Annotated in this window: 23 protein-coding genes and 2 riboswitches; of the genes, 13 read left to right on the forward strand and 10 right to left on the reverse strand. The window is 63.9% G+C overall.

Annotated elements, in window-relative coordinates:
* Positions 1-61 precede the first annotated feature (61 nt).
* From AC4BCK_RS00760 to AC4BCK_RS00790, 7 genes are all read right to left on the reverse strand, one after another.
* On the reverse strand, positions 62-769 hold the full coding sequence (locus tag AC4BCK_RS00760; RefSeq protein ID WP_251421368.1) for a metal-dependent transcriptional regulator: 708 nt from the start codon (positions 767-769) through the stop codon (positions 62-64).
* A 194-nt stretch (positions 770-963) separates the two neighbouring features.
* A complete protein-coding gene (locus AC4BCK_RS00765; RefSeq protein ID WP_251421607.1) occupies positions 964-1,764 on the reverse strand; it encodes an SURF1 family cytochrome oxidase biogenesis protein in 801 nt (266 codons plus the stop codon).
* A 77-nt stretch (positions 1,765-1,841) separates the two neighbouring features.
* The gene (locus AC4BCK_RS00770) at positions 1,842-2,477 is read right to left on the reverse strand and encodes a thioredoxin-like domain-containing protein (RefSeq protein WP_251421371.1); all 636 of its coding nucleotides are present in this window, start codon (positions 2,475-2,477) and stop codon (positions 1,842-1,844) included.
* Positions 2,478-2,506: 29 nt separating this feature from the next.
* Complete coding sequence (locus AC4BCK_RS00775) at positions 2,507-3,172, reverse strand: DUF305 domain-containing protein (protein ID WP_251421610.1); 666 nt, start codon at positions 3,170-3,172, stop codon at positions 2,507-2,509.
* Between the two features lie 5 nt (positions 3,173-3,177).
* Complete coding sequence (locus tag AC4BCK_RS00780; RefSeq protein WP_251421374.1) at positions 3,178-3,999, reverse strand: M23 family metallopeptidase; 822 nt, start codon at positions 3,997-3,999, stop codon at positions 3,178-3,180.
* Positions 4,000-4,003: 4 nt separating this feature from the next.
* A riboswitch (cyclic di-AMP (ydaO/yuaA leader) is annotated at positions 4,004-4,177 on the reverse strand.
* A 186-nt stretch (positions 4,178-4,363) separates the two neighbouring features.
* Positions 4,364-5,335, reverse strand: coding sequence for a cytochrome c oxidase assembly protein (locus tag AC4BCK_RS00785; RefSeq protein WP_251421378.1), 972 nt, complete (start codon positions 5,333-5,335; stop codon positions 4,364-4,366).
* Positions 5,336-5,377: 42 nt separating this feature from the next.
* The gene (locus tag AC4BCK_RS00790) at positions 5,378-5,797 is read right to left on the reverse strand and encodes an ArsR/SmtB family transcription factor (RefSeq protein WP_397425288.1); all 420 of its coding nucleotides are present in this window, start codon (positions 5,795-5,797) and stop codon (positions 5,378-5,380) included.
* Between the two features lie 212 nt (positions 5,798-6,009).
* Here AC4BCK_RS00790 and AC4BCK_RS00795 point away from each other — a divergent pair, with 212 nt between their 5' ends.
* The 6 genes from AC4BCK_RS00795 (at position 6,010) to AC4BCK_RS00820 (ending at position 11,525) form a co-directional block, all read left to right on the forward strand.
* Positions 6,010-8,103: a bifunctional copper resistance protein CopD/cytochrome c oxidase assembly protein gene (locus AC4BCK_RS00795; protein ID WP_251421381.1), complete on the forward strand. Its 2,094-nt coding sequence runs from the start codon at positions 6,010-6,012 to the stop codon at positions 8,101-8,103.
* Positions 8,104-8,156: 53 nt separating this feature from the next.
* Positions 8,157-8,534 (forward strand): ArsR/SmtB family transcription factor, encoded by a 378-nt coding sequence (locus AC4BCK_RS00800; RefSeq protein ID WP_251421384.1) that lies wholly within the window; start codon positions 8,157-8,159, stop codon positions 8,532-8,534.
* A complete protein-coding gene (locus AC4BCK_RS00805; protein ID WP_251421387.1) occupies positions 8,531-9,451 on the forward strand; it encodes a cation diffusion facilitator family transporter in 921 nt (306 codons plus the stop codon). The genes AC4BCK_RS00800 and AC4BCK_RS00805 overlap by 4 nt, the downstream gene beginning before the upstream one ends.
* A complete protein-coding gene (locus AC4BCK_RS00810; RefSeq protein ID WP_251421390.1) occupies positions 9,451-10,140 on the forward strand; it encodes a DsbA family protein in 690 nt (229 codons plus the stop codon). Before AC4BCK_RS00805 ends, AC4BCK_RS00810 begins: the two co-directional genes overlap by 1 nt.
* A 75-nt stretch (positions 10,141-10,215) precedes the next feature.
* Positions 10,216-10,821 (forward strand): hypothetical protein, encoded by a 606-nt coding sequence (locus tag AC4BCK_RS00815; protein ID WP_251421393.1) that lies wholly within the window; start codon positions 10,216-10,218, stop codon positions 10,819-10,821.
* A gap of 80 nt (positions 10,822-10,901) precedes the next feature.
* Positions 10,902-11,525: a copper resistance CopC family protein gene (locus AC4BCK_RS00820; protein WP_251421396.1), complete on the forward strand. Its 624-nt coding sequence runs from the start codon at positions 10,902-10,904 to the stop codon at positions 11,523-11,525.
* A 98-nt stretch (positions 11,526-11,623) separates the two neighbouring features.
* Here AC4BCK_RS00820 and AC4BCK_RS00825 read toward each other — a convergent pair whose 3' ends face one another.
* On the reverse strand, positions 11,624-12,091 hold the full coding sequence (locus tag AC4BCK_RS00825) for a hypothetical protein (RefSeq protein WP_251421399.1): 468 nt from the start codon (positions 12,089-12,091) through the stop codon (positions 11,624-11,626).
* A 518-nt stretch (positions 12,092-12,609) separates the two neighbouring features.
* Between AC4BCK_RS00825 and AC4BCK_RS00830 the strand changes: the two genes are divergently transcribed.
* Positions 12,610-14,898 carry a transglutaminase TgpA family protein gene (locus AC4BCK_RS00830; protein WP_251421616.1) on the forward strand — a complete coding sequence of 763 codons (2,289 nt, stop codon included), beginning with the start codon at positions 12,610-12,612 and terminating at the stop codon, positions 14,896-14,898.
* A gap of 138 nt (positions 14,899-15,036) precedes the next feature.
* Here the strand turns inward: AC4BCK_RS00830 and AC4BCK_RS00835 are convergent, their stop codons facing one another.
* The gene (locus AC4BCK_RS00835) at positions 15,037-15,813 is read right to left on the reverse strand and encodes an NlpC/P60 family protein (RefSeq protein WP_251421402.1); all 777 of its coding nucleotides are present in this window, start codon (positions 15,811-15,813) and stop codon (positions 15,037-15,039) included.
* Positions 15,814-15,816: 3 nt separating this feature from the next.
* Positions 15,817-16,013, reverse strand: a riboswitch (cyclic di-AMP (ydaO/yuaA leader).
* A 555-nt stretch (positions 16,014-16,568) separates the two neighbouring features.
* Between AC4BCK_RS00835 and AC4BCK_RS00840 the strand changes: the two genes are divergently transcribed.
* From AC4BCK_RS00840 to AC4BCK_RS00855, 4 genes are all read left to right on the forward strand, one after another.
* Positions 16,569-18,089, forward strand: a complete 1,521-nt coding sequence (locus tag AC4BCK_RS00840; RefSeq protein ID WP_363936516.1) for an alkaline phosphatase — start codon at positions 16,569-16,571, stop codon at positions 18,087-18,089.
* Positions 18,090-18,459: 370 nt separating this feature from the next.
* Positions 18,460-19,236 (forward strand): hypothetical protein, encoded by a 777-nt coding sequence (locus AC4BCK_RS00845; protein WP_251421408.1) that lies wholly within the window; start codon positions 18,460-18,462, stop codon positions 19,234-19,236.
* Positions 19,237-19,964: 728 nt separating this feature from the next.
* Positions 19,965-20,114 carry a hypothetical protein gene (locus AC4BCK_RS00850; RefSeq protein WP_363936517.1) on the forward strand — a complete coding sequence of 50 codons (150 nt, stop codon included), beginning with the start codon at positions 19,965-19,967 and terminating at the stop codon, positions 20,112-20,114.
* A 202-nt stretch (positions 20,115-20,316) separates the two neighbouring features.
* Entirely contained in the window at positions 20,317-21,096 is a 780-nt protein-coding gene (locus AC4BCK_RS00855) for a CPBP family intramembrane glutamic endopeptidase (protein WP_363936520.1), read from the forward strand.
* A 222-nt stretch (positions 21,097-21,318) separates the two neighbouring features.
* Here AC4BCK_RS00855 and AC4BCK_RS00860 read toward each other — a convergent pair whose 3' ends face one another.
* Complete coding sequence (locus AC4BCK_RS00860) at positions 21,319-21,756, reverse strand: DUF6023 family protein (RefSeq protein ID WP_363936523.1); 438 nt, start codon at positions 21,754-21,756, stop codon at positions 21,319-21,321.
* Positions 21,757-22,804: 1,048 nt separating this feature from the next.
* Between AC4BCK_RS00860 and AC4BCK_RS00865 the strand changes: the two genes are divergently transcribed.
* Both AC4BCK_RS00865 and AC4BCK_RS00870 read left to right on the forward strand, forming a co-directional pair.
* Complete coding sequence (locus tag AC4BCK_RS00865; RefSeq protein ID WP_251421418.1) at positions 22,805-23,026, forward strand: DUF3188 domain-containing protein; 222 nt, start codon at positions 22,805-22,807, stop codon at positions 23,024-23,026.
* A 675-nt stretch (positions 23,027-23,701) separates the two neighbouring features.
* Positions 23,702-26,329 (forward strand): AMP-binding protein, encoded by a 2,628-nt coding sequence (locus AC4BCK_RS00870; RefSeq protein ID WP_251421420.1) that lies wholly within the window; start codon positions 23,702-23,704, stop codon positions 26,327-26,329.
* Positions 26,330-26,369: the final 40 nt, after the last annotated feature.

The following is a 26,369-nucleotide window of genomic DNA, read 5'->3' on the forward strand; positions in this document are numbered from 1 at the left end:
CATTGATCATGGCTGACCTGCGTTCTCACCATCACCGGCAAGCCTGATCGGACAGCCGGGCTTACCCGGACGCGGAATCCCCGCTGCTGGCAGGGACCACCCACACCGCGTCCGTCGCTTCGGTTCCGAGCGTGATGTCCTGCCCGCTGCGGGTCACGTGGAAGGTTGTCCCTGCCGCGAAGGGCTTCCGCTCCCTGATGGTGAGCTCGGTACCGGGGGTGAGGCCAAGGGCGGAAAAATAACGCAGCAACTTCGGGTCCGCGTCCGAGACCCGGCAAATAACCGCGTTTTGTCCTGGCTGCGCGGCGGTCAGCTGGCTGGCTCCGGGCCGGCGCATCTGTCCGTCGGCTGTGGGGATGGGATCGCCGTGAGGGTCAGCGGACGGGTGTTCCAGGAGTTCATCCATTGTGGCGATCAGGTGTTCGGAGGCCGCGTGTTCGAGCTTTGCGGCCTCGTCGTGGATTTCGTCCCAGGTGTATCCAAGGGTCTGCACCAGGAAGGTTTCCAGGAGCCGGTGTCGGCGGACCATGACCAGCGCATACAGCCGCCCATTGGGCGTGAGGCTGACGCTGCTGTACTTGGCGTGTGTGACAAGATCCCGCCGCGCGAGTTTTGCAATGCCCTCCGAGACCGTGGACATACTGAGGCCCAGCCGGTCCGCCAGTAATCCAACAGTGACCGGCGCTTCCGACCATTCACCGGCGGTGTAGAGGAGCTTCAAGTAGGCCTGGGCGGCAACGGTCAGGTCAGAAACGACGGGCTTATCCACTGCCGCGCCGCCCACCCTGTAGGCAGCCAGTGAGCCGTCGCTTTGGTGGAAGGATGATCAAGGGCCGGGGGCTCAGTCCTTGATGCCAAGCGGAGCAAACGACCGCCCATGGTCCGGTCGTCGCCCCTGCAGCGGATCCACCCGTCCGACGGAGGCTGGCAGTCAGGAACTCCACACGTGGCTGGCCTTTTCTGTTAGAGGCCCATGGCATCCAGAAGAGCATCTTCCTCGTCATCGGAGCGTGGGCGCCGTGGTTTGCCCTGTGGGCTGGCCTGCTGTCCAGGTTCGGACGGTTCCGCAGCTTCACGTTCCTCCCGGCCGATGCGGGCCTGCTGCCGCGCTACATAGCCGAACCCGACGAAGGCCAGCACTCCGAAGGTAATCCACTGCATTGCGTAGGACAGGTTGGATCCTTCCTGCACCTTGGGTGGGGCGAGTTGCTGAGGGGCAAGCTCCGGCGGGGGTGATTCGGAGGCCATGAGCCCATAACTGCCGGTCTTGACCGGGTATTCGAGCTGGCGCGCATAGGAGGCCAGGTCAATGCTGGCCAGTTGCCCTTCGGGAGCACTCCGGTCCACGTCGGCCTCTGATGGTTTGATCCGCACCACTGCTGCGACAGTTCCGGGGGGCGGTGCAGGAACCGTATCAGGGTAGCCTGGCCGATTGTTCCCGATGGGAACCCAGCCCCGGTTGATGATGATCGTTTCACCGGAAACCAGCCGGAACGGGACCAGAACCTCGTATCCGGCGGCCGAGTAGTTGGGCCGGTTCCGGACGATCCGCTGGTCGTTGGCGATGTACTGGCCCCTGACAGATACCGTGGTCCACTTGGCGTCCGGGTCCGGGTCGTCAAAGTAGCGGCTGGCTTCTTCGTAGGGCACGGGCGGCTTGTCGTAGTTCTGCTGGACGCGGCGGATTTCGGTGACCGCCTGGTTCCGCCGGTCCATCTGCCAGTTACCCAGCCCCATGCAGGCCGCTGCGAACAGAACGGCCATGCCCAGGATGCCCAGCCACCGCCAGGACAGCAGGAATCCGTAGGCCCGGGGCGTCCGGTCCTTGTTCGGCAGCAAGGTCAGCCCTGCACGCCGCCGGAACAAACGGCCCCGGGCTCAGGTGCCTGCGGGCCTTGCCGGTATTTCTTAATAAACGGTGCCAGACGTTCGTCGCTGCCGCTGTCCACGGCAAGCTGTTTTCCCCAGGCTGTTGCCACAACCGGGGAGGCTTGTTCGGCTACCGGGCTGAGCAGGAGGTAGTCCTGCTTGCCGGCCAAAGCGGTCAGTTCGGCGAGCTCGTCCGGGGCAAGGTCGGGGCGGTAGGTGAGCCACACGGCCCCGTGTTCGAGGGAATGCACTGCCCGGGTCTGTTCAACGGGGGCCGTGTAGATCCCGCAGTTCGTCCAGACCGGCGCATGGTCCCCGCCGGTGGCCGGAGTCTGTGGATAATTGACTGCCTGGCTGGTGTGGTTCCTGGATTGGTCCGGATAGTCCTGCTCGCCCTCGATCGGCCGTGCGGCCGCTGCATTGAGCTGTTCGCGCTGCTGCACCTCCCCTACGAGGACAAAGGTCACCGCGGCAATGATTGCGAGGACGACGGCCGCGCCGGTGCCGTAGATCAGCCAGGCCCGCCGTCTGTCAGCGGCCCGCTGTTTGGCCTGCACTGCTGCCAGGAGCGCTTTGCGGTCCTCACCGGCTTTTGGTTTTCCGGTCATCGGCGGTCTCACTCTCTTTTTTGGGGCGATCAGAGTCGGCTTCGGAGTTCTTCAAGGGCCGTGATTTCAGCTGTCTGTGCTTCGAGGATACGGGCAGCGAAGTCCCGGACCTTTGAGGTTTCCGCCAGCCGGGTACCGGCGGTGGCCATGGCGACGCCTCCTTGATGGTGGCGGATCATCAAATCAACGAACAGACGATCGGCCTCCGCACCTGAAGCTTCCCGCAGCGCCTGCATCTGTTCCGGGGTCGCCATGCCTTCCATGGCACCTTCAGGGCCGGACCCCTGGGCACCATGCGCGGCTCCGGCCCCGTCATGAGTACCATCTGCCGTCATCCAGGCCATCGGCGGCGCTGTCCCGGCCGGGGACAGTCCCCAGTCCTGCAGCCAAGCGAACATCTGCCCGTTCTGATGCTGCTGCGCGGTGGCGATGTCGTAGGCGACCGCCCGGACCTCGGGGTGGTCGGACTTGTCCCGAATCAGCATTGCCATCTCCACCGCCTGGGCATGATGGGTCTGCATATCCCGGGCAAATCCGGCGTCCGGGCCGGAGTCCGGGACGAGTGCGGGCGCCGCGGAAAGCCGGCCCAAAGCGAAGAAGCCCAGCGCGGTGAGGGCCACTACTATGAAGAAAACAGCCCAAAGCCGCTTCCGGTGCATTGGTGACGTTGCCGGCGCCTGGTCGCCCGGTTCCATGAGGGTCACGGCCGGAGCCAGCCCTGGGGATCCACCGTCACGCCGTCGCGGACGATTTCGAAGTGCAGGTGGCATCCGGTGGAGTTTCCGGTTGTTCCGGCCCCGCCGAGCCGCTGGCCCTTGGCCACCACAGAACCGACGGAGACCTCTATTGAGGACAGATGGTTGTACGTGCTTTTCATCCCATTGCCATGATCGACAACGATGCGGTTTCCGCCGCCGTTCTGGGACCATCCAGCTTCCACGACGGTCCCCGAGCCGGCCGTGAACACTGCCGTCTGGCACGAAGCCACCAGATCCAGCCCGGTATGCAATTCACCGGACGCGCCCGTGATCGGGCTCGTCCGGAACCCGAACGGAGAGGAAATGGACATGCTGGCCAGCGGAGCGCCCAGGGTGGTATCCACGGGCACAACCGTTGGCGGTGCCGCCGCTGCAGCGGAAGGAACTGCGGAGGGGGTCCCGGCGGTGGATCCTGTTGCGGCAGGCGCGGGCGTCTCAGGCCGTTCGGCCGGACGGGTCCCGACGTCAGTGCGCGGATAAGTGATGACCGCCTGTTCCTGCGCTGTTATGGCCGGGGCTGCCTCCACAGCGGCCGGCTCGGCGGCGGGAACGGTGCCGGCGGCAATAAGCCCGGCATGCGCGGCGGGTATGCCGGCTGCAAGCATCACGACGGCGGCAAAAGCGGAGGCCCCGGGAAGCCAGACAGGGCGCGGGGACGGGGCCACGGGACGGACGGCGCGGCGCGCAGTTCTGGCAGCACCGGCGCGGCGCCGGGAGCGGTCACTGGGCAGAGCGCGGCGGCGGCCATGGAGGGAGGAGGGCACAGCGGAATCCTTTCGGGTCGCCTGCGAAGTTAGCTGTCGGGTTCGGGCCAAGGAGAAAGCCCGGACGCCCCGTGGAGCCGGCCCTCGTGGCCCGGCACAGTGTGCGTCTTCACCCCAAGGCAGCAAGCTGCCGTTTGTGGGTCCTCCGCCCCCGCCGTTCATGTTCGGATCTGACACCGCCGGCGGGGCTGAGCGTGCGGCGTCGAGGGCTCAATACAGGAAAGCCTGAACTAACGTTACCTAAGAAAACCTAATTATCACAATCTGATAACAGCAGCAAGGAAGGCGCAGTTCTACGCTTCGTAAAATTCATCTGCAGATATCTTCATATGACCAGGCCCGCGGGTCAAGTTGACCGGGCCCTTTATCGGCGACGGGGTTCAGGTCTGTCTGCCAGCTGCTGCAGGTAGCTGTTGTAGGCGTCCAGCTCCGGGGTTCCTCCGGTGAGCTCGGCCCGCTCAATTCTGGCGTTGGATCTGGCTTCCTCACGCTGCCAGCGGACCAGGATGAACATCAGCAGAAGCACTCCGGGTAATTCCCCGTAGGACCATGCCAATCCGCCGGCTACGCCCTGGTCCGTCATGGGGTTGATGTTCCAGCTCGCAGGCGGCGCGGCGAAGAATTTAACCATGGGAGTGGTGGCCATCATGATGACCACCCCGAAGAACGCGTGCAACGGCATCTCCGCGAAGATATCGATCATCCGTCCGAAGTGGGTTTGGCGGCTCGGCAGCGGGTCAGCGGAAATCAACGGCACGGTGAAGAGGATCCCGGAGATCAGGAACAGCAGTTCCAGGCCGACGTGGCCGTACCAGTTTGGCAGCAGCAGGTCCGCCAGACCGGAGAAGTACACGCCGTAAAAGCTGAGCAGGAACAGCGGGACCATGAAGGCCGGGTGAATAGCAACGCGTCCCCATCGGGAACGCAGGCCCCATAGCGCGGCTTGGAGGACGCGGCGGCCCAGCCTGCCGTGGGGTGTTGCCCGCAACAGCAGTGTTCCTGGTGATCCGATGACCAGCAGCGGCGGAACGGCCATCATCAGGGTCAGTTGCTGGAACATAAAGATGGAGAACATCCGCAGTCCGTACCCTTCGATGCCGGCTCCCATGACCACGATGATGGCCAGGCAGCCGACCAGGAAGGAACAGGTCCGCACCACGGACCAGCCCCGGCCCTGCCGCCACAGACGGATCGCCCCTGCCAGGTAAAGCGCCGCGGCCAGCAACGTCAGGGCAGGGATCAGCGGTACCGGCTGCAGGTTCGGCGCCAGGTATTCAGGAAGCGAGGGCGGCAGCGACGGAAGCCAGACCGGACCGGTGATCTCGGGCTCAGACATGGCAGCACCGGCTGTCGCACTGTGCGGGCAGGCCCGCCCCTGTCAGGGTGCCTGGCCGCCTTCGACCATGCGCAACCGGTCCTTGCCTGTATGCCCAACGTGCGTCAAGCCGAGATCGAGGAGCATGCGGACGTGCGAATCCGCCAGAGAGTAGTAGGCCATCCTGCCCGAGCGGCGCACCTGAACAACCCGCGGCCCGCGCAGCAGGCGCAGGGCGTGGGAGACGCCGGACTCGCTCAGCCCGGTAGTTGCTGCCAGGTCGCAGACGCACATTTCTCCTTCGAGAAGGGCGATCAGGATTCTGACCCGGCCAGGGTCCGAGAGCAGCCCGAAAATCACCGCCAAGTCGGTTACGTCCGAATCTCCTGGCATCCTGGATCTGACCGCGCCGACTTTTTCTGCGTCGACGAGCCGGACCGAACACTCCGGCCCGGCGGGGACCCGGGGGGGAATCTGCATCATCCATCTAGGCTACCTTTACGCGCTAAAGCTTCGAGTTCCCCCGGTTACGTGCGGCAAGTGCAGGAGGCCCGCGGCGCCGGGGGAGTGCACGCCTTGACACGCACGTTTAACGTGTGAACAACTCTACAGATAATCTGGTGTCGCGCGCTGTGCTTCGTTTCGCGCTCCATCCCCACCCTTCCGTAGGGGCCAGGACCAGGTTAGGACGTATTGTGGCGCTCAAAGTCTCCACTTCACAGGAGAGGCCCGCTGTCTCACCCCGACCGGTCTGGCTGGCAGCCGCCTGCGCAATCGCCCTGGTGGTGGTTCTGGCCGCGACCGCCTACGGCAGGGGAACTCTTCCGGCCGAGACCCGGGACCCCGGGGCGCTGGTCCAGTGGGGATACGGCCTGGCACAGACGGTGCACAACCTCGCGGCGGCGGCAACGATCGGCGGACTCGTCTTTGCCGCTTTCATTATCCCGCCCACCCTGAGAAGCTCAGGCCGGGCGTCAAGGACACGCCATGACGAGCAGGGCCCGACAACAGGCGCTGAGCACCCCGCCTTTACCCGGATCATGGTCCTGGTTTCGGCCACCAGCATCATCTGGACCTTCTCGGCGCTGGCGGTCCTGGTCCTGGGCTTCGCCGACATCGCCGGCGTCCCGGTCTCCGGCAGCCCCGAATTTTCCGCGGGCCTTGTCGCCTATATGACAGAACTGCCCAGTGGAAGCGCCTGGCTGTCGGTCGTGATCATCGCAGCGGTGGTGGCAACAGTGGTGTTCGGCGCCCGTTCTCCCGGGCCCCTGGCCGCGGCCGCGCTGCTGGCGATCGCAGGACTGGTGCCCGTCATCCTTATCGGCCATGCCTCCAGCGGCACCGACCACGAACAGGCCACCAATTCCCTGGGCCTTCACCTGGTCGGGGTGTGCCTCTGGTTCGGCGGACTGATCGCCCTCGCCGCCGCCGGAACAGCCCTGGGCAAGGACACAGCCGCGGTCCTTCGCCGGTTCTCCTCCCTGGCCTTGTTCGCCTTCATCCTGGTCTCCGCCTCGGGCGTCATCAACGCCTCAATCCGGATGCCGCTGCCGGAAGGACTGACCTCCCCCTATGGCGTCCTGGTGATGGCTAAAACCGCCGCCGTCATCATCCTGGGCATCATCGGATATCTGCACCGTACCCGCCTCATCCCCGCCCTGACCCGGAAAGACGGGCCGGGTGCAGGCAGGGTGCTGTGGCGGTTCATCGTCGCCGAACTGCTGATCATGGGCGCCGTCAGCGGCCTCGCGGCGGCATTGGGCCGAACGCCTCCCCCCGGTGGGGAGGAAATCCGCGCCGCCCTCACCCCGGCAGAAGTGCTCACCGGATACCCCCTGCCGCCGGAGCTGACCCCCGAACGCTGGTTTACCGTCTGGCGGCCGGACTGGCTGTGGATTGCCGTGGCCGCCACCGCTGCCGTCCTCTACCTTTTGGGCGCGCATCGCCTGCGCCGGCGAGGGGACAACTGGCCCTGGATCCGGACGGTGCTCTGGCTCACCGGGCTTGCGGCGCTGGTCTTTTTCACCTCCGGCGGCCCATCGGTCTACGGCCGCATACTTTTCAGTGCCCACATGGTCGACCACATGGCCCTGACCATGGTCGTCCCCGTCTTCCTGGTCCTCGGTGCTCCGGTCACCCTCGCCCTGCGCACCCTGGCTCCACGGCGGGACGGCTCCCGCGGCCCCAGGGAATGGATCATGGTCCTGGTCCATTCCCGGCCCGCCGCGGTCCTGACCCACCCCTTGTTCGTTGCGGCCAACTTCGCCGGCTCCATCGTCCTGTTCTACTACTCGGACGCCTTCGGGTTCGCCCTGCGCGAACACGCCGGACACGAGCTAATGACCGCCCACTTCCTGATCACCGGCTACCTGTTCATCCTCTCGATGATCGGGACCGACCCGGTACCCCGCCGCGCCCCCTATCCGCTGCGGCTCCTGCTGCTGCTGGCAACCATGGCCTTCCATGCCTTCTTCGGGGTGACGCTCATGGGCTCACCAACTCTCCTGCAGCCGGACTGGTTCACCGGCCTGGGCCGGGACTGGGGACCGCCGGCCCTGGCCGACCAGCAGATGGGCGGAGCAATCACCTGGGGCATCGGCGAGGTCCCCACCCTGCTCATCGCCATCGGCGTCGCCATCATGTGGTCCCGCTCCGACGCCAGGGAAATGCGGCGAACCGACCGCGCGGCCCTCCGGAACAACGACGCAGACCTCGACGCATACAACGACATGCTCGCCCAGCTGCAGGAACGCGACAGCAGGATAGACCGGCAGCGGGACGGCCAGTGAACCGCGTCAATTCAGGCTTCTCTGAATCCACCCTTATCTGTACGATTGCCCGTATGCGTATCCTCTCAAGCACTGAGGTCCTGGCCCGGTTCGGCAAAGCCCTCGCAGACCCGACCCGGGCAGCTGTCCTGCTCACGCTGCGAAACGGCCCGGCGTTTCCCTCCGATCTGGCCGAAGGGATTGGTGTGAGCCGCCAAATTCTTTCCAACCACCTAGCCTGCCTGCGCGACTGCGGGCTGGTCCTGGCCGAGCCCGTGGGGCGGCGCGTCCGGTACGAACTTTCTGATCCCCGCCTTGCCCACGCCTTGGATGACCTGCTCGGTACCATCCTCACGGTCGGCCCCATCTGCCAGTGCGCCGACCCTGACTGCGCCCAAGAGACAACCGCATACTCCCGGCCCGGGGCCGTAAACCAGGAGATCCATCCGTGAGCGGGCACGACCACGCCCACGGCACCGGCGACGGGGCGGCTCAGCGCGGAAAACTAATCATCGTCTTCACTATCACCTTTACCGTGATGATCGCCGAGATCATCGGCTCCTTCCTGACCGGCAGCCTTGCCCTGCTGGCCGACGCCGGACACATGTTCACCGATTCCACTGGCCTGCTCATAGCCCTGATCGCCGCGTCGCTGGCACTCAAGCCCGCCACCATGAAGCGGACCTGGGGCTACAAGAGGGCAGAAATCGTCGCCGCTGCCGGGCAGGCGGCCCTGCTCCTGGGCGTGGGCGGATTCGTCATCATCGAAGGCATCCGCCGGCTCTTCGAACCTCCCGAAGTCGGGGGCTCCACGATGCTCTGGTTCGGCATCATCGGCCTGGCCGGCAACGCCATCGGCCTGATCGTGCTCGCCTCGGGCCGGAAACACAACTTCAACATGCGCGCCGCGTTCCTCGAAGTCCTCAACGACGCCCTCGGATCCGTCGCCGTCATCGTCGCCGCGATCATCATCGCCGTCACCGGCTGGGTGCAGGCCGACGCCGTTGTATCGCTGCTGATCGGTGCCCTGATCATCCCCCGGACACTGAAGCTCCTCAGCGAAACCCTGAACGTGCTGATGGAGAACGCCCCGGCAGGCCTTGACCTGGCAGAGGTCCGTGAACACATCCTCGCCCTGCCGCACGTCATCGACGTCCATGACCTGCACGCCTCCCTCGTCGCCTCCGGCACCCCGGTCCTCTCCGCGCACGTCACGGTCGAAGACGGCTGCATGATGGACGGCCACGCCGCGGAGATCCTGGCGGACCTGCAGCGCTGCGTCGCAGAACACTTTGAAGTCAGCGTCGAACACTCAACTTTTCAAATCGAACCCGCCGCCCACCGCGACCAGGAAAGCATCCCCCACTGATGACAAAAACAACACCCACCACCAAGCCCACCGACCCGGCACGGAAGGTCCGCATCGTCCTCTGGATCCTCCTGGCCGCCGCCGTCGGCGCCGGCCTGATCTGGTACGCGGTATTCACCTTCAACAAACCCGAACCGGCCGCCCTGCAGCCCGTCGCGGACGCCCAGGTCGTCAGGGAGGACAGCCATCGCCTCACCACCCCCGCGACCGAGAAAGCCCAGCTCGTGGAGTTCCTGGACTTCGAGTGCGAGGCCTGCGGCGCCGCCGCGCCGCTGGTGGAGGAACTGAAGAAGGAATACGGGGACCGGATCACCTTCGTGAACCGCTACTTCCCCCTGCCCTCGCACAAGAACTCCGGCCAGGCCGCCCTGGCAGTGGAAGCCGCGGCGCAGCAGGGCAAGTACGAACAGATGGCCGCCAAGATGTTTGAGACCCAGCCGCAGTGGGGCGAGAAGCAGGACTTCCAAAACGCCCTGTTCAGGACCTTCGCCGAAAAGCTCGGCCTGGACATGGAGAAGTACGACGCTGCCATGGCCGCCGAAGAGACCAAGGAACGGATCCGCAAAGACATCGCCGACGGAAAAGCCCTCGGCGTCACCGGCACCCCTACCTTTTTCCTGAACGGTGAAAAGCTGACCCTCAACACCGAAGCGGAATTCCGGCAGAAACTCGACGACGCCGTCAAATAGACGGCACATGGCGGCTTGCAGAACCGCTATCGTTCTACATGATGTAGCAGAACAACGCCCGGAAGGAGCTGGCACGTGGTCGTTCACGCGCCTTTGCGCCTGCCCCGCGCAGGGGTTCTGGCCCTGACCGTGCTCACGCTCGCCGCCGCGGCACACCTGGGCGCCGGGGGCGAACTTCCAGGGCCGTCAATCATGATGGCGCTTGCCGCGGTCGTAGGACTCTCCGCAGTCCTGCTCGCGGGGCTGAAAATGACAGCGCCCCTCCTTGCGGCCTACCTTGGCGGGTCCCAGCTGAGCCTGCACCTGGCCTTCTCAACGCTGTCCGCCAGCGCCGTGCCCGGCTCTGAGCCTTCACATCATGGGCTGGGACTGGCGGCCACCGGCCCATTGATGCTGGAAAGCGCAACGTCCCATCGGCATCTGATGGCCGACGCCGGTTCACCAATGACGTTCGCACACGTCATTGCAACGCTGGCCACAGCACTCCTCCTTGCCCGCGGCGAGGACGCCCTCTGGGCGCTTGCGGCGTGGCTGCGTCCCCTCAACGGACCCATCGATCCTGTCATTATTCCCCCGGGCTTCCGCCAGCCGCCGCGTACCCAGCGTCCTGTTCCTCTTTGCGCCAAGGTTCCCGTTCAAACCGTTGTCCGTGGGCCACCGCCGGGATTCGGCTGCTCTTAAGCGCCTCGCCGGTGACGGCGGGGCAACCCGCCTGCGGTATGCAGTGCGGTGACCGGATACGAACAGAATCGAATGAACCCATGACAGTACGAAAAAAGAACGCACGCTCCCGGGCGGGCCTGGCTCTCGCCGGGGCGCTGCTGCTTGCTGTGATCGGCGCCGGCCCGGCGCAGGCCCACGACGCTCTCCAGTCCACGTCCCCGGACAGGGACGCGACAGTGACAGCCGCCCCTGACACGGTGACCCTCACCTTGTCAGAACCGCCCACGGATTCAGAGAGCCTGAACCTGAGCGTGATCACCGTGACCGATTCAACCGGAAAGACGCTCAGCGACGGCAAGGTCACAGTGACCGGCCCGACGATCTCGACCAGAGTCGCCCCCGGAAGCAACGGACCCTACACGGTGCTGTGGCGGACGGTTTCCTCCGACGGTCACCCCATCGAGGGAAACTACTCTTTCACGGTCCAGGACCCCGCAGCAGTAACGCCGGCTGCACCGCCAGCCTCGACAACAGAGTCGGTGCCGCCCTCGGCTGCACCATCGCCGACTCAGAGCGCGGCGGCAAACACCGTTCCGAAGGCTCCGCGCCCGGATGACAGCAATGGTCCCCTCGTCGTAGGGATCGGCGCAGTCATCATCGCCATCTTGGGGGGCATCCTTTACCTCGCCCGGCGCCGCCGGGAGCAGACCGGTAACGGGTAACTGACCCCTGAGGGATTTTCTGGAACCGTAGCTGCCGTGCCCGGCCACCTGACACGAAGGGTGCGACCGGGGCCGGCATCTCTTTTTAGGGCGTGGTCTTAGTGCTTTTGCGGCTGCTGTCCGGCTTTCGTTGAACGCCTGCGGTCCCGGTACCTGGAGACCGCAGCAGCCGCAACGGCCCCGGCCATTAGCCCGAATGCGGCGAAGCCAACGTAGAACAATACGGAGGACACCGGCGGTGCAGGTGCGGACGCATCGGCGGCCGCAACAATGGTCAGCCAGTACGCGATGGTGGCTCCTGTCCACGCTACGCCCGCACAAGCTGTCAGCCATGACCACCGGGAAAACCACGCCGTTCCGTGCCGATAGGACAAGGCGACGGCTATCGCCACTACCCCGGCGACTGCCAGGAGCTGCAGGCCGAGCAGGTACGGCCCGGCAATCAATCCGACGGGAACGCCTAATCCGCCCAGGAGTACCAGCCGCTTGGCGCCCAGGGGCATTCCGGCCGTGCCTCCCTGGTCCCCGTCGGGCCGTGCCCCGTCGCTTGTCGTCTTATCTGGCATGGTCGTATCCATGGACTTCCTCTTAAAAAATGGGGCTTGGCCGGCGCAGGGGCTGCCCGGCGCCGCACGATGGCGCGGCAAATGTTTGGCCCCCCTGACGTTACAGCATCAGCTGGATCGAACCTGGCCGGGGCGAATCTACGGGGGAACGGAACTTTTCACCGGAGTAACGCGTTTGAGCTGTTATTCCTGCGAGGCGTCCGGCCCCGGGTCCCGGGCTCTTCCTTTGGCAGTGTGAGGAAGGTATCCATGACGCCAACTAATCAGGGGCTCCGCGGGCAGGAGATCTGTTACGGGCAAAAGCACCTTCTCCGGGCACAAGAGACGATGTGCGCTGAGGAGTATCTCGTTGACGGTTCTGATCCATCTGTTTCCTTAGTTCTGTAACGGGCCAGAACGTCATCTCGATGGAAACCGCCACGACGATAAGACGCCGGTCGCTCCTGGCGCCCGATCCACGAGAGCAGTGGCGCTCACCGGAGCAGCGCGCACAGACCGCTGGCGGTCAGCGGCACTTGATGGTGTCGGTAGCAGCTGTGGCGGCAGTGGTCCTTGTATCGCTCAGCATCCATGGAGTCCTTGATGGCTGGAGCTGGCTTCCAAACGTAGTGTCTACTGCCGTGGCCGTGTTGGGGGCGACGGCAGGGGCGCGGAGCCTCCGTTGGCCCCCTGCCCTCATCATGGGTGCGGGTCTTGTGGCCCTTGCGGGGGCGTTGATCTGGCAATTTTTCCGTGAGCAAAGCACTCTGGGCATCATTCCGAGGCCCGAGGCTGGAGACCGGTTGGCTTTTCTGCTCGAAAACGCCGAACTTACCGTGTCATCCGAGTTGGCACCGGTGGTCCCTGGTGATGGAATCCTTTTGATTACCTGCGCGACCATCGGTCTGACGGCAGTGCTCGTTGATACCCTGGCCATCACCTGCAGGATGCCGGCGACCAGTGGCCTGCCCCTGCTGGCTGTCCTTTCCATCCCCGCAGTCATCATTCCCGAAAGCGTGGGTGTTCCCGCGTTTACTGCAGCGGCCGCCGGCTACATCTTCCTCCTTGGCTCGGGGCAGTGGCGGGAAAGCTTTGATGTACACAGCCGGGCAGCGCACTCAACTGCCGGCTACCTCGCTCGTGCTGTGTCTCTCGGGGCGGCCGCGCTTAGCCTGACTCTTTTTCTGCCAACCGTCATCCCGGGCTTCAACGCAGGAACGTTTCCCCAGGGAGCCCGGTTGCAGTGGTGGGGCGCCGCGTCCGGGCTCGACCCAAGCATAACGCTGGGAAACTCGCTCAGGGAGCCTGACGGTTTTGGTCGAATCACGTATGCCACCACTGCCGATGAACCACTGTATCTGCGGCTTGCGACACTGGAGGACTTTTCGGGCAAACGATGGCAGCCGGACCCACGCCTGGATTCGCGCCGGTCCGGCATCAGGGAGATGGGAAAGAGAGCCGGCCTTCCGGTCCGTAGCGGGAGTGTGATCACCACCCGGATCGATACCCGAAGTTTTACGAGTCCCTGGTTGCTGGCACCCTATGCCCCGGTGAGCATCTCTGGACTTGATGGCAGGTGGACATGGGACCCGCGAAACCTGACTGTGCTGTCGGCCAAGGGGGAGACAGCAGCCTGGCAAAGCTATCAGGTGATCAGTTCAACACCGGAGTTAACGAGTGAGTCACTGGCCGGCATGGGCCCTGTCAGGGAAGATGAGGTCGATGCCGGGTTCAGCTCCCTGCCCGGGGAGCTTCCACCCATCGTCAGGGAAACCGCACAATACCTCACCGAGGACCTGATCAAGCCCTACAACAAAGCAATGGCCATCCAAAATTACCTGCGGGGTGGCGACTTCACCTACTCCCTGCAGGCACCCGTCGAAGGAAACTACGATGGCACCGGCCTTGAAGTCATTGGACGGTTCCTTGAAGTAAAAGCCGGCTACTGCGTCCACTTCGCCGGAACCATGGCTGTCATGGCACGGCTGGCCGGGATCCCGAGCCGCGTCGCCGTCGGTTACGCCCCAGGGGACCCAACCGGGAACACCGTTATGGTCGGCGGGGAAGAGCTGCCCGAATTCGCCGTTGATTCCAAGGACGCCCATGCCTGGCCAGAGCTGTACTTCCGCGGTGCCGGCTGGGTTAGATTCGAACCGACTCCTTCCCGCGGAGTCGTCCCCGGCTATGCGCAGCAACCGGCAACTCCTCAAGGGCTCGCGGTAGAGGACGACTTCAGATCCGAAGGCTTGCCCGTGCCGGACATCGGGATATCCCCGACTCCTGCCCCAGGACCTCCAGGCGTCGGCACGCCGGGCACGTCCGCCCCTTCCGGTATGGATCGCAGCGTTTTCACGGGCGCGGTTTTGGCCCTGCTACTTCTGGCCTCCGCACCATTTCTGGTCCGCATCGTCAGATCCGGTGGACGAAAGCGCCGATTTCTCAGGTCAAGTCCGGGACAAGCAGCCAGCATCGCCTGGGCCGAGACGACCGAAAGCGCCGTTGATCATGGTTACCGTCCGAGCCCCGCGGAAACACCGCGGAATTTCACCAGCCGGCTGATGTATCAAGCCCGGTTCAACGGCCCGGCCATCGAATCACTGACCAGGCTCCGTCACGCTTACGAACTCCAGGTCTACTCCGCTGCTGCAAACGCGAAACCCGGCCCCGGGGCTCCAACATGGGCCGACGTTCAGGAAGTTAAAAGGGCATTACGAGATTCCAATACTCTTCCCGCACGTCTGGAAGCCAGGCTCCTGCCGAGATCGCTCCATGAGGGCCAGTTGCACGCCGACAAGAAGCAGTCGCGGCAGGCCGTACCCAAACTGTGACCGAGCGGCCGGTCTGGTCCTTGCGAACAGGCCGGTAGTTTAAAAACCGGCGTTCAGAGGCCCATGCTGCTCAAGAGATACTGAAGGCCGGTGATTCGCCGCCCCCAAGGCACCGAATCGCCGGCCTTCAGAAATTTATTAGCCTGCGCGTACGAAGGTGACAGCACCCTTTGACGTCATCCACGTCAGCGGGTGAACGGCGGTTTCGTTCTTGCCGTTCAGGCCGGAGCTGAGAACCTGGCCGTTGCCGACGTAGATTCCTACGTGGCCGGGCTGCATGACCATGTCACCGGGCTGCGGATCGGAGACTACAGTGCCGTAGTTCATGAACTGCATCGGACCGAGGTCTCCGACAGGGATGCCGGCAGCGTTAAGAGCGTTCTCGACCAGTCGTGTGCAGTCCTGGATCATGCCGATCTGGGCGTAGGCCGAGGAGACCATGGTGGCGTTGACTCCGCCTGCCGGGGCGGCTGCCGGCGCGGCAGCAGGGGCGGGGGTGACGGTGACTTGGGCCTTGGCCGGCGCTGCGGCGTTCGCGACGGCAGTCGCGGCGGGCACGGCCGCCTTGGGTGCCTGAACGGCGACAGGCGTTGGCGCTTCGATGACAGGAGCGGGCGTCGTCTTTACGGCGGGGCGCTCGTAGGAAATCTGGACTGTCGAGTCTGCGCTGAGCGGCGCCTGGACCTGGCTGGCAACCTCCAGGGTCGAGGCCGGCTCTGCCTCGCGCTGGGTCGGGGCATCTGCTGCCTGGGCTGCAACGCCACTGGTAAGAACGAGTCCGGAAGCTGCTGCGATGACGGCCGCCTGGCGGCCCACACCGCCGGCGTTGTCGGTGACGGACTTGGTCAGGACTGCAAGGGCGCTGGTGTGGACGGGGACCGCGCGGTGGCGGCCGTGAGCACGGCGAATGGACATGAAAGGGCCTCTCCCACTGCCTGCGGGGTTAGCTGTCGGATTCGGATGGGAGACACCCGGCCGCAGTTCCAGCACAAGGCAGGAGTCGCGGCTTCACCCCAAGGCCTGCCCGAAGCAGGCCACAATTGGTTTCCCCGTCTCTGCCGGACGAATGATGCGAACGGATCCCGAGGCAGCGGCAGAGTTAGGCAATCTGCTCAGGAGTGCCGCATTCTGAGACCGGCACGCGTCTGACCCTACTCGAAAACCCACGACGTTGTCACATTTGCATAACGCAGAGCCGCAGATCCTCTTATTGGATGCATAAAGGACGGCACTAAGGACCAGGGATGAACAATTGCGCTGCCGCCTCCATGTACTGCCCTGTGCCCGTATTCCTGTCCGGTCGGCCACGTAGTCATTTCGGGAGTCTGAAACACGCTCTTAGAAAACAGAAGACGAAGACGAATTGCATTTTCCGTCGGGCACTTGCGAGGAGGCTCTTGTTTAAGGGCTGCCTCTGGAACAGACCCCGCTGGTGGGCCTCACCGCTTAGTAAGGCAGGGCCGGCCCAACCGGATTAAGGCTGAGTTGTCCTGCACTTACTCGATGTCCTGGAACACGAGCCGTATCCTTTCTGAATGGATCCAATTCCATTGCTTCGAGAAACCCATGGGTGGCGCTGCGGCTGCGGTACCGTCTAGGGCCAGCCCTACAAACACCGCCGCCCCTGAAGCCGACATACGCCCCCGCCGCTGAACAGGAAAGCACCGCCGATGACACAAGCTCCGGCCGCCGTCACGCCCGCCGACTCTGAACGGAAGATACGCAGGATCATTTGGGTCGTCCTGGGAGCAGCCGTGGCAACCGGGATGATCTGGTACGCGGTGTTTAACGCCACGAAGTCAGCACCTGCCACAGCCGAGAATGTTATCTACCTGCTTGGTGACGGCATGGGCCGAACCCAAGTCACGGCGGGCAGGGAGCGTTTCTACGGGGCCGAGGGCAGGCTGGTGATGGAAACCCTCCCTGTTCACGGCTCCGTCAGCACCTACGCTGTGCAGAAAAAGTCCGGCCAGCCGGGCCAGGCCGACTTTAATCCGGAACTGGTTACCGATTCCGCCGCCGCAACCACGGCCTGGGCCTCCGGGATTAAAACCTATAACGCTGCCCTCGGGGTGGACGCCAAGGGGGCCGTGGTGCCGACGATCATGGAGTTGGCCAAGCAGGCCGGCTACCGCACCGGCAATGTCTCCACCGCCGAAGTTACCGACGCGTCGCCGGCCGGGCAGGTGAGCCACGTCCTGTCCCGTGGCTGCCAGGGACCCGACTACTCCGCCGACGCGTGCCAGGACACCGAGATCACCGGCAAACCGTTGCCTGCCAGTGATGTGCGGGTGACCCCGATCGCAGACCAGATTGCCCGCAACGGCACCGCGGACGTCATTCTCGGTGGCGGCCTGGGCCGCTTCGATGCCTCGAATGAAACCGCGCTGAAGGAGCAGGGCTACGCAATCCTGGGTTCAGTCTCCAACCAAATCCCTGCCACCCGGACAGCCCTGAACGCGGCCGCACAGGAGAAGGTCTTTGGCTTGTTCAACACGGGAAACCTGACCGTCGAAAAAGCCAAGCAGGACAACCCCGAAGATCCCGAGGCGAAGGAGCCCTCCCTGTCGGAGATGACAAAGAAAGCCATCGAGCTTCTTGACCGGAAAACCAGCGGCAAGGGTTTTTACCTGCAGGTTGAAGGTGCCTTGATCGACAAACGCTCCCACGACAACGACGCGGCCCAGACCCTGGAGGAAGTCAAAGCTTTCGACGACGCCGTCGCCGCAGCCCTGGACTTCGCCAAGAAGGACGGCAACACCCTGGTCATCGTCACCGCAGACCACGAAACCGGGGGTTTCAACATCATCGAAAAGGGCACCTTCACCAATGCCGAAGCAGCCGGACCCCCCGTCAACGTCGACTCCGGCAACCCCGCCAATAACTCCACCCCTACCCGGTCCGACGGAAACTCCAAGGACACGGACCGCTCAACCGGGATCACCAACGGAACCGGCGCAACGGACCCGAAAAACTTCGGCCCCGCCACCTTCCGGACCCCGAGCGACCCGCCCCACGTCAAGGACGGCTCCAAGGAAGCCAGTCTCTGGCTGACCTACGCCTCGGGCAACCACGCCGGCGCCGACGTGCCCGTGTACGCCTACGGCCCAGGCTCCGAGCAACTGCACGGCAGCGTGGACAACACCGACCTGTTCGACATCGTAGGTAACGCCCTGGGCGTCCTGCGCTGACCCTGGCGAAAAATCAGAACTGCAAAACTGCCACGGCCCGGGTCAAACTCGACGGGACTCCCGGCGGCCTGCAAACCGATCGGCCAAGTGATGCAGGCACACCACCGGGGGACCTCGTTATGGTCCGGAACAAACTGCGGCAACCGGTCGGTGCCAGGGCAGCTGAGCCCGGCAGCCTACTGCGCGCGCTTGTTCTTCACCCTTCGCCACTGGCTGGGGGCCGGCTGTGTACCTCTCGAAATGCGGGTGCGGAAACCCGCATAACTTCCCCGTGAATCTTCCCTAGCAGATTTTGGGCATGGGACGCTGGGGAATCGCTTGTGAATCAACGACTGACACTTGGCCCCAGCCAGTTTGTCAAGGAGGCAAGATGCCAGCCATCCCTCGGTGGTACACCCCAGCAGCTGTACGGTTCAGAACCGATTCCCAGACCTGGGGAATCGCCCCGCGCCAGGCGCTGCTGGTGGCCCTGCTTCCCTTTATCCTCGCCGTTGTCGCCGCGGCTACTGTTCCCTTCAAGGAGCTCTATCTCTGGCTGGTTGACGAGGATTCCCTGATCGAATGGCTCCAGGTTCTCTGCCTGCTGGGCGCATGCATCTTCTTGCCCCTGATCACCCTCCGCCTGCTCCGGGCCGGGCGTCTGGGCATCGCACTGCTCTATGGTGTGGTCACTCTCGGCGTCTGGTTTCTCACGGGCGAGGAGATCTCCTGGGGCCAGCGCATCTTTGGCTGGGACACCCCCGAAGACCTGGATGCGGTCAACCGTCAGGGGGAGACCAACCTGCACAACCTCCGGGGAGTGCAGGAGCTGGTCCCCTCCGCCATGCTCCTTGCCAGCCTGTACGGTGCATGTGCCCCGCTGGTGTGGGCAGCGGTCGGCTCACGGCGGGACGTTGCGCCCAAACACCTGCTCGTTCCACCGCTCTTTCTCGTGCCGGCCTTCCTGTTGGCCGCGGGCTATCGCCTGTTCCGCCTACTAATCTGGCCGGAACCGACTTTCGTTATCTCAGAATATGGCGAGGTGATGGAACTATGCCTGTACCTGGGGCTTGCGGTGTTCTGTTGGCTCAACCTGCGCCTCCTGCGGCAGCTGGAGCCGGCCCCGGGTGTGCAGGATCTATCTCGTCCCTTGCCCCGCAGGCCCTGACTGTCAGGCATGTGCAGTCCCATTGGCCAGCAGCATCCTGCGTAGCAGGGCCTCCCTCAAGGGCACTTGACCGGCCGGAAACCCAGCCAGACGGCACCACAAAGCGGCTATCGCTGGGGCGAACCCCGCGCCCCCGCTTCCCTTAGACACGCCTGGCCGGGGTCATCGGCCGTTTCCTCGCGGGTCTTCAACTCAAGTGCTCGGTCAACGTCCCGGGCGCCCCGGGAGGGGCCAAAAGGAACCGTCCTGCCGGGCAAGGACTGGTTGTAGGAAGAACGTCGTTTAGTGCAGGCGACCTCGGTGCATCCGCTTGAGAACTCAGGAGGGTTCGGAGACTGCTTGTCCGTTCCCGTCTGCACTACGCGCGTAATCGTGGGGTTAATACTGCAAAAGGAGTGTCTGCAGTGGCCTGCACGAGCGCTGAGGAGGGGAGTGATGGAGAGACGGGCAGTTAAAGCAAGGCCTCGGTGATGCTGCCCTCACTGCATTGGCTCCAAACTTTAAAGCGGGGCTGGCTCCAGACGTGCTGAGACCGGGAGCCAGCCCCACCCCGTTCGGCACGTGCTCCGGGACGAAGAAACAGGATCTCCCCCCACAAGGACAAGGAACACCCACCGCTGCACATTATCGGCCAAAACGGGGTGCCAACCAAACAGCATCGCGCAGTCCATCGCCATGACGGCGACTTTCAGGAGCCAAACGGTCGCAGGGTGTGCACAGGTAAGCCAATGCCTGTCTCCATCCGTGAAGGCAACATCCCGTCCGGGGGCAGCCCAGATCCAAGGGCTGCCGTCGTCGCCCTTGAAGGCGTGAGCGCCAATACCTGGGCCTGCATACTGACCCTTTGCGTGCAGGTGGTTCCGGCGTCAGCCGAATAGTACACACGGTACCGTCCGGTTCAACGCAGCACGGTTAGAAAAGCCAATGAAGCGCCAACGGAGAAGTTAGCCGCCATCGCAGGAGTCTTGACGGCAGCCAGTAGAAATGGGTCCGATAGCCGATCCGTCAGCGGGCGGCCTTTCTTGTGGTGTCTTTGCGGCATCCCGGAAGAGACCTGGCAACTGCAGGCAAGATAGGACCATGCTGGTTCCTTCCCGCCGCCGTCTGCGGATCGAAGTCTTGATAGTACTGGGACTGTCGTTAGGACAATCCGCCGTCTACTCCGTGGTGCAGCTTCTGGACAAAATAACCAGCGCGCCGCTGGCTCAGGGCACCTCCACACTCAACAACTCCCAAAGCACGCGCGAATACTTTGACCTGACATATCAGCTGCTGGAAATCTTCTTCGCGCTGGTACCTGTCGTTCTGGTGTTCTACTTCCTGACCGAGCAGCACAGAACGAACACCGGCAACGGCTACGGCAGTGTTTCGGCCTTCACAAGAATCGGTTTTAATTTTGCCCGCCCCGGAATGGACATGCTGCAGGGGCTCGGGCTTGCCGCCCTGATAGGCGTCCCCTCACTGGGCCTCTACGCGGTCGGGCGGGCACTGGGCATCACGACAGCGATCATTCCCAGCGCCCTGGACCCTTACTGGTGGACGGTTCCCGTGCTGGTTCTGTCAGCGGTGCGGCACGCGATCGTCGAGGAAGTCATCGTGGTGGGTTATCTGCTGGACCGCTTTGGGAAGTTTGGCTGGTCAGTGCCCCTGGCCATTCTTGCCAGTTCCACGCTGAGGGGCAGTTACCACCTGTACCAGGGTTTCGGGCCGTTTATTGGCAATGCCGTGATGGGCGTGGTCTTTGCACTGATCTATACCAAGAGCCGCCGTGTGATGCCACTTGTCATCGCCCACGCACTCCTCAACATTGTGGCGTTCGTCGGTTTCAGCCTGTTTGGAAGGGCGGTCGGGCTCGGCTAATTGACTCAGCCCTCGGTACTGGGCCTCCGCGCAAAGATTCCAGCCTTGTGCCGCCCTCATCACCCGTGCGTGAGCGCACTGCCAGTCTAATTGACCGCTGTGGGTGTGCTGACCGGCTGAGGTAAGGATCTGGGACATGGACCCCTTCGTTTGGGGGGACATTTATCGCGGTGGCCGTTCAGGTGCTCAGGCTGGTGCCCTGATGACCGGCAGTTGCAGTGGCTAAGGTCGAGGAACGAGCTGGTATGCGTAAAGCAGAGGCGCGTCCACGCTTGATGCTGTGAATTCCACGGGGCCCGATTGCGGAATACGGAGTTTAATACTTTCGCGGGCACCGTTGCAGGCAGCACCAAAGTCGATCAGCTCGCGTTCTTCCACGCGTGCAGTCAGGAAGGCTTTGCCGCCGCCGTCACATGCCAGCACAAGGGTGTAATTGCCTTCAGGCACGGTCAAGATGTTGCTGACGGGCTCCGCATCCAGGATTTTGCCGGCGCCCTCGGCCACTGCTGCGCCAGTGGTCGGGAGCGCGGTGGCCTCCCACGATGGGATATCAGCGTTCTCGACCGAAAGCTGCTGGGCGCAGCCCGAGAGTGCGACCGCGGCTGCAACGGCAGCGACACCTTGGAAGGCGTGCGTAATGGACAAGAATCGGAAGGGCATGTCTCCAACTTACCCGGAAATCAGAAGGGGCCGGTGGCAACCCTGCAGGGCTACCGGCCCATGATGCATCCTGAATGCTTAAGAGCTTTTCCCCTTGGATGCCGCCACTGCGACCGCTTGGATGCCGCCACTGCGACCGCGCCGATTAGTCCAGTTAGGGCGAACAGAATTCCTACGATCTGGTCTGTGCCGTGGACGCCGGGCGCGATAAATGTCACCCCAAGTAAACCCAGGAGTGCCATTGCCGCCAGACTGAAACGCCGCATGGATAACTTCCGGACGCACGACAGGGATGTGTGGGGGAGCAGCCGGCTAATACTGCACCACACAGCCCCAGCCATGGTTCCGCTCAATTGGTGAAGCTCCGGTCAAATAGCGGTTGACCGGAGCTTCGGTCCATTATGCCTACCTGAACCTTGTGGTTTGCTGGGAAGGCAGCACCAGGGCCAGACATTATCCACAGATAATTGCCTGACTCGCCAGGCCTGGCGTATTACACACCTGCGCTGGGGTCGGTCCGCCCCTGTATCCAATCCTGCAATTGTTGGGGAAGGTAACCCGGCGCCTGTGGTCCAGGGCCGTCCACGCTCGACGGTCCCAGGGCGGCGCAAAGTAGTTGATCTGACGTGCCAGCTGCTGGAGACGTCATTTTTCGCTTTCGTGCCGGTTGTGTTGATGTTCTGCTTTCCAACCGTCAGGGCCAGACGAAGTTGGGGGCCGGGGCTATGACCGTACATCCTCATTTTCTGGTGCCTTGCTCTGCTGCAGGGGCCCGGATTGCCCTGATCTTTGGTTGCCTCGCCTGGCCTGTACGCACAGTTTGGACTCCTACGGCAGCCGGAAAGTGTCCGGAAAGTGCCGGGGCGGCCGGCGGTAAAGGCGGCGCCTGTGACAAGACGCATCACCGTGGCAAACATTGAGGAAAGGGCGGCAAAAGCGGGGGAGTGAACTGCTCCCAAGGGCTGGAGACAAAGGCGCCGGCTCATTGGTGGACCGTATTTTGCCTGCCCCGCCAGGTGTCCTGCCCGCTGAGCGGTAGACTCCTTTCGTGCTGAATGAGTTTTGGAATGGTGCCTCTAAGTTTTACAAAGCCTTGGTGTTTGGTGCCATGGGGTTCATCGCCGCAGGCCTCGTTATTAGCATCCTGGGCAATGCTACGCAGAATCAGGGGCTGGCTTTCGCTTCTTTGCCCGTGATCGGAATTGGTCTGGTTCTCCATGCGGTAGGAGTCGCGGTACGCGGGCACCAGGTCCGCAAGATGATCAGGTAACGCGGGCCGCCGCCGGCTCAGCACTGGTACGGAGGCCCCCGGCTGGATAGTTGCACGACGGCATGGCCCCAAAACTTTCACGACCCCTCCGCCCTGTTGTCGTGAAAATCTTTCGTGAACAGGACGGTCTGCCCGGCCGTCTCCGGAGGGCGCGTAACCCGGACAGAACTGCAAGGAATACATGAAGCTATCGTTAGTCGATTCTCTGGCCCAGGGAATCATTGCCTTCAGCGCAACCCCCTCCCCGAGCGCTGGCGAGAATGGGCTAAGACCAGGTCTTAGCCCCGACCAGGTGACCCCGGGCTTCCTTGGCTTCGTGATGACAGCGTTCATGGTTATAGCCGTTGTGATGCTGATGGTGTCGATGACCGGGCGAATCCGCCGCATGAGATACCGGGCACAGGTCAGTGAAGCGGGCGGTGAGGGTCCTGCTCTGCCCGGTGCCCGCAGTGCGGAGCAGTCCGGGGATGACCCGGCCCAGCAGGCGGTCTGACACCACTATTCGTCCTTCCCGTTCCGTCAAACCGAGTGTGTGAAGGAGAAGGGGTGGCCTGCTCGCTCTTCCAGGTCAGGTCGCCCTTGAAAGGCGGCTGTAATCGTGTCGCTGTCGTGGTGGCGCTGTCCCAGGGAATGTCCAGTTGAGTTAGGGTAGCTTTACCTTTACTGTGCTGGATTGTGACTGTACAGCCAGAACTGGCAGGAGTCTCGTTCGCCGCCACACTGGCCGGCTTCGGAGACCGCACCGCCATCAGGACCAAAAACCAATCAGTGAGCTACGGCGAACTGGCACGCCGCGTAGAGGACATGGCCCGAACCTTCGGCCCCGCCCGGCGGCTCATTGCCCTTGAGGCAGGGAATTCCCTGCCGTCCCTGGTGGCCTACCTCGCGGCCCTGTCCTCCGGCAACCCATTGCTGATCCTGCCCGCAGCCGGCGGGACCGCCGCCGAGGCGCTCGTCGCCGCCTACGATCCCGACATCGTGGTCCGCGCGTCCCAGGGCGAGGCGGTACTGGACGTACGGCGGGACGAAACCCGGCATGAGCTGCACCCGGAGCTGGCGCTTCTGCTGAGCACCTCCGGATCCACCGGTTCCCCCAAACTCGTTCGCCTGTCCGCCGAAGCCGTCCAGGCCAACGCCTCGGCGATAGCCGAATACCTGCACCTGCGCCCCAGCGACACCGCGGCCACCACGCTTCCGCTCTCCTACTGCTACGGGATGAGCGTGGTGAACAGCCACCTCCTGGTGGGCGCGTCCCTGGCGCTGACCAACCTTTCAGTAGTGGACCCGTGTTTCTGGGAACTGGCCCGCACCGAAAACGTCACATCCTTCGCCGCCGTGCCCTACACGTTCGATCTCCTCGAACGCGTCGGATTTGAGCACATGGACCTGCCCGGCCTGCGCTACATCACCCAGGCGGGCGGCCGGCTCGATCCGGACCGCGTGCGTTCCTACGCGGAACTGGGCAGGCGGCAGGGCTGGGACCTGTTTGTAATGTACGGGCAGACCGAAGCCACGGCCCGCATGGCCTACCTGCCGCCTGACCTGGCCGCAGAACACCCCCACGCCATAGGAGTGCCCGTCCCCGGTGGATCCTTCCGGCTGGAGCCCGTCCCCGGCCTGGATGCCTGCGAGCTCGTCTACTCAGGTCCCAACGTCATGCTGGGGTACGCCGAACAGCCGGAGGACCTTGCCCTGGGACGGGTCGTCACCGAGCTTCACACCGGTGACCTCGCCAGGTGCGGGTCCGATGGCCTCTATGAAATCGTTGGCAGGCGCAGCCGGTTCGTCAAAATCGTCGGCCTGCGGGTGGACCTGGGCCAGGTGGAACGGCTCCTGGCCGATTTTGGCCTGACCGCCGCCGCTGCCGGCTCGGACGACGCAGTGGTGGCCGCGGTGGAAGGAAGCCACGATCTTGCCCTGGTGGCCAAGACCCTTGCCCAGGACCTGGGCCTGCCGCGTTCAGCTGTCCAGCTTCATGCCGTGAGGTCCATACCGCGCCTCGACAACGGAAAGCCGGACTACCCCGCGGTCCTGGCCCTGGCGTCACCGGATGATGACAGCACCGATGGTAGTGGCACTGCGCCGGAACCGGCAGGAGACCCGGCTGACGTGCGGCGGATCTTCGCGGAGGTCCTCGAACAGGACGAGATCGCCGACACGGACAGCTTTGTTTCCCTGGGCGGTGACTCGCTGTCCTACGTCGCAGCGTCCGTCCGGCTGGAGCGTTCCCTCGGCTACATCCCGCAGGGCTGGCACCTGATGCCGGTCTGCGAACTTGTGCCTGCCCCGCACCGGGCTCAGGGGACGCCGCCCGCGGCCGCGGGTGAGCCTGCGGTCCGGCCGACCGGGCAGGTCGCGCGAAATTCCCGGAGCTGGCACCAGCGGTTGCTTGCCCCGATGGAAACCGGGATTGTGCTCCGCGCCATTGCCATCATCTTCATTGTTTCCACGCATATAGGTTTCTTCCATTGGGAAGGGACCGCCCACGTACTCATCGCCGTCGCCGGCTATAACTTTGCGCGCTTCCAGCTGACCGGTACCCGCGGTGCCCGGCTCCGGCGGCAACTGCGCAGCGTTGCCCGGATCGTGGTGCCAAGCGTTGCGGTCATAGGTTTAGCCTTTGCCGTGACGGATACCTATACCTGGGCGAATGTTTTCCTGCTGAACTCCCTGCTGGGGCCGGAAGGATGGACCGACTATTCCCGGTTCTGGTTTATCGAGATCCTGGTCTACATCCTGCTGGGCCTCGCTGCGCTGATGGCAATTCCTGCCGCTGACCGAGCCCAGCGCAGGTGGCCGTGGGCCTTCGCCCTTGCCTTGATTGCTGTTGATCTGCCGTTGCTCTTCGGCCTTGTTGACAGCCGGTATCCGGGGCAGGGGCCGGTCCTGTGGTTGTTCGGGCTGGGCTGGGCCGCGGCCGCGTCGCGGACGCTGTGGCAGCGGGCAGCCGTGACAGCCATTGCCCTGCTCACTATCCCTGAATCCTTCGACGACCAGTACCGCAGCGCAACCATCCTGGTGGGCTTCCTCATCCTGCTTTGGCTGCCAACGTTGACCGTCCCGCGCGGACTGCACCGGGTCACGGCACTGCTGGCCAGCGCCTCGCTGTACATCTACGTCACCCACTGGCTGGTGTACCCGCTTGTCGATCCGGCGCAGAAGGGCCTGGCCGTCGCCGTTTCCCTGGCAGCAGGCATCCTCTACTGGGCCGCAGCCACCCGGGCCATGGGCATGGTGGAAAAGATGTTCAGGAAGCGGCCTACGCCAGCGCCAGCCGCATCAACACACGCGGGAAGCCGTTGAGTACCGAGTCCGTGTCCGCGGCCTTGGTGAAGCCTGAGTA

It is taken from the genome of Pseudarthrobacter sp. As-47, assembly GCF_058215595.1.

Coding starts and splice junctions, on each gene's coding strand:
- AC4BCK_RS00765 (WP_251421607.1), bottom strand. CDS start 1,764: ATGGCCGTTCTGTTCGCAGCGGCCTGCATGGGGCTGGGTAACTGGCAG.
- AC4BCK_RS00785 (WP_251421378.1), bottom strand. CDS start 5,335: ATGTCTGAGCCCGAGATCACCGGTCCGGTCTGGCTTCCGTCGCTGCCG.
- AC4BCK_RS00840 (WP_363936516.1), top strand. CDS start 16,569: ATGACACAAGCTCCGGCCGCCGTCACGCCCGCCGACTCTGAACGGAAG.
- AC4BCK_RS00855 (WP_363936520.1), top strand. CDS start 20,317: ATGCTGGTTCCTTCCCGCCGCCGTCTGCGGATCGAAGTCTTGATAGTA.
- AC4BCK_RS00820 (WP_251421396.1), top strand. CDS start 10,902: ATGACAGTACGAAAAAAGAACGCACGCTCCCGGGCGGGCCTGGCTCTC.
- AC4BCK_RS00810 (WP_251421390.1), top strand. CDS start 9,451: ATGACAAAAACAACACCCACCACCAAGCCCACCGACCCGGCACGGAAG.
- AC4BCK_RS00845 (WP_251421408.1), top strand. CDS start 18,460: ATGCCAGCCATCCCTCGGTGGTACACCCCAGCAGCTGTACGGTTCAGA.
- AC4BCK_RS00770 (WP_251421371.1), bottom strand. CDS start 2,477: ATGACCGGAAAACCAAAAGCCGGTGAGGACCGCAAAGCGCTCCTGGCA.
- AC4BCK_RS00860 (WP_363936523.1), bottom strand. CDS start 21,756: ATGCCCTTCCGATTCTTGTCCATTACGCACGCCTTCCAAGGTGTCGCT.
- AC4BCK_RS00790 (WP_397425288.1), bottom strand. CDS start 5,797: ATGATGCAGATTCCCCCCCGGGTCCCCGCCGGGCCGGAGTGTTCGGTC.
- AC4BCK_RS00825 (WP_251421399.1), bottom strand. CDS start 12,091: ATGCCAGATAAGACGACAAGCGACGGGGCACGGCCCGACGGGGACCAG.
- AC4BCK_RS00835 (WP_251421402.1), bottom strand. CDS start 15,813: ATGTCCATTCGCCGTGCTCACGGCCGCCACCGCGCGGTCCCCGTCCAC.
- AC4BCK_RS00850 (WP_363936517.1), top strand. CDS start 19,965: ATGCCTGTCTCCATCCGTGAAGGCAACATCCCGTCCGGGGGCAGCCCA.
- AC4BCK_RS00775 (WP_251421610.1), bottom strand. CDS start 3,172: ATGGAACCGGGCGACCAGGCGCCGGCAACGTCACCAATGCACCGGAAG.
- AC4BCK_RS00800 (WP_251421384.1), top strand. CDS start 8,157: ATGCGTATCCTCTCAAGCACTGAGGTCCTGGCCCGGTTCGGCAAAGCC.
- AC4BCK_RS00830 (WP_251421616.1), top strand. CDS start 12,610: ATGGTGTCGGTAGCAGCTGTGGCGGCAGTGGTCCTTGTATCGCTCAGC.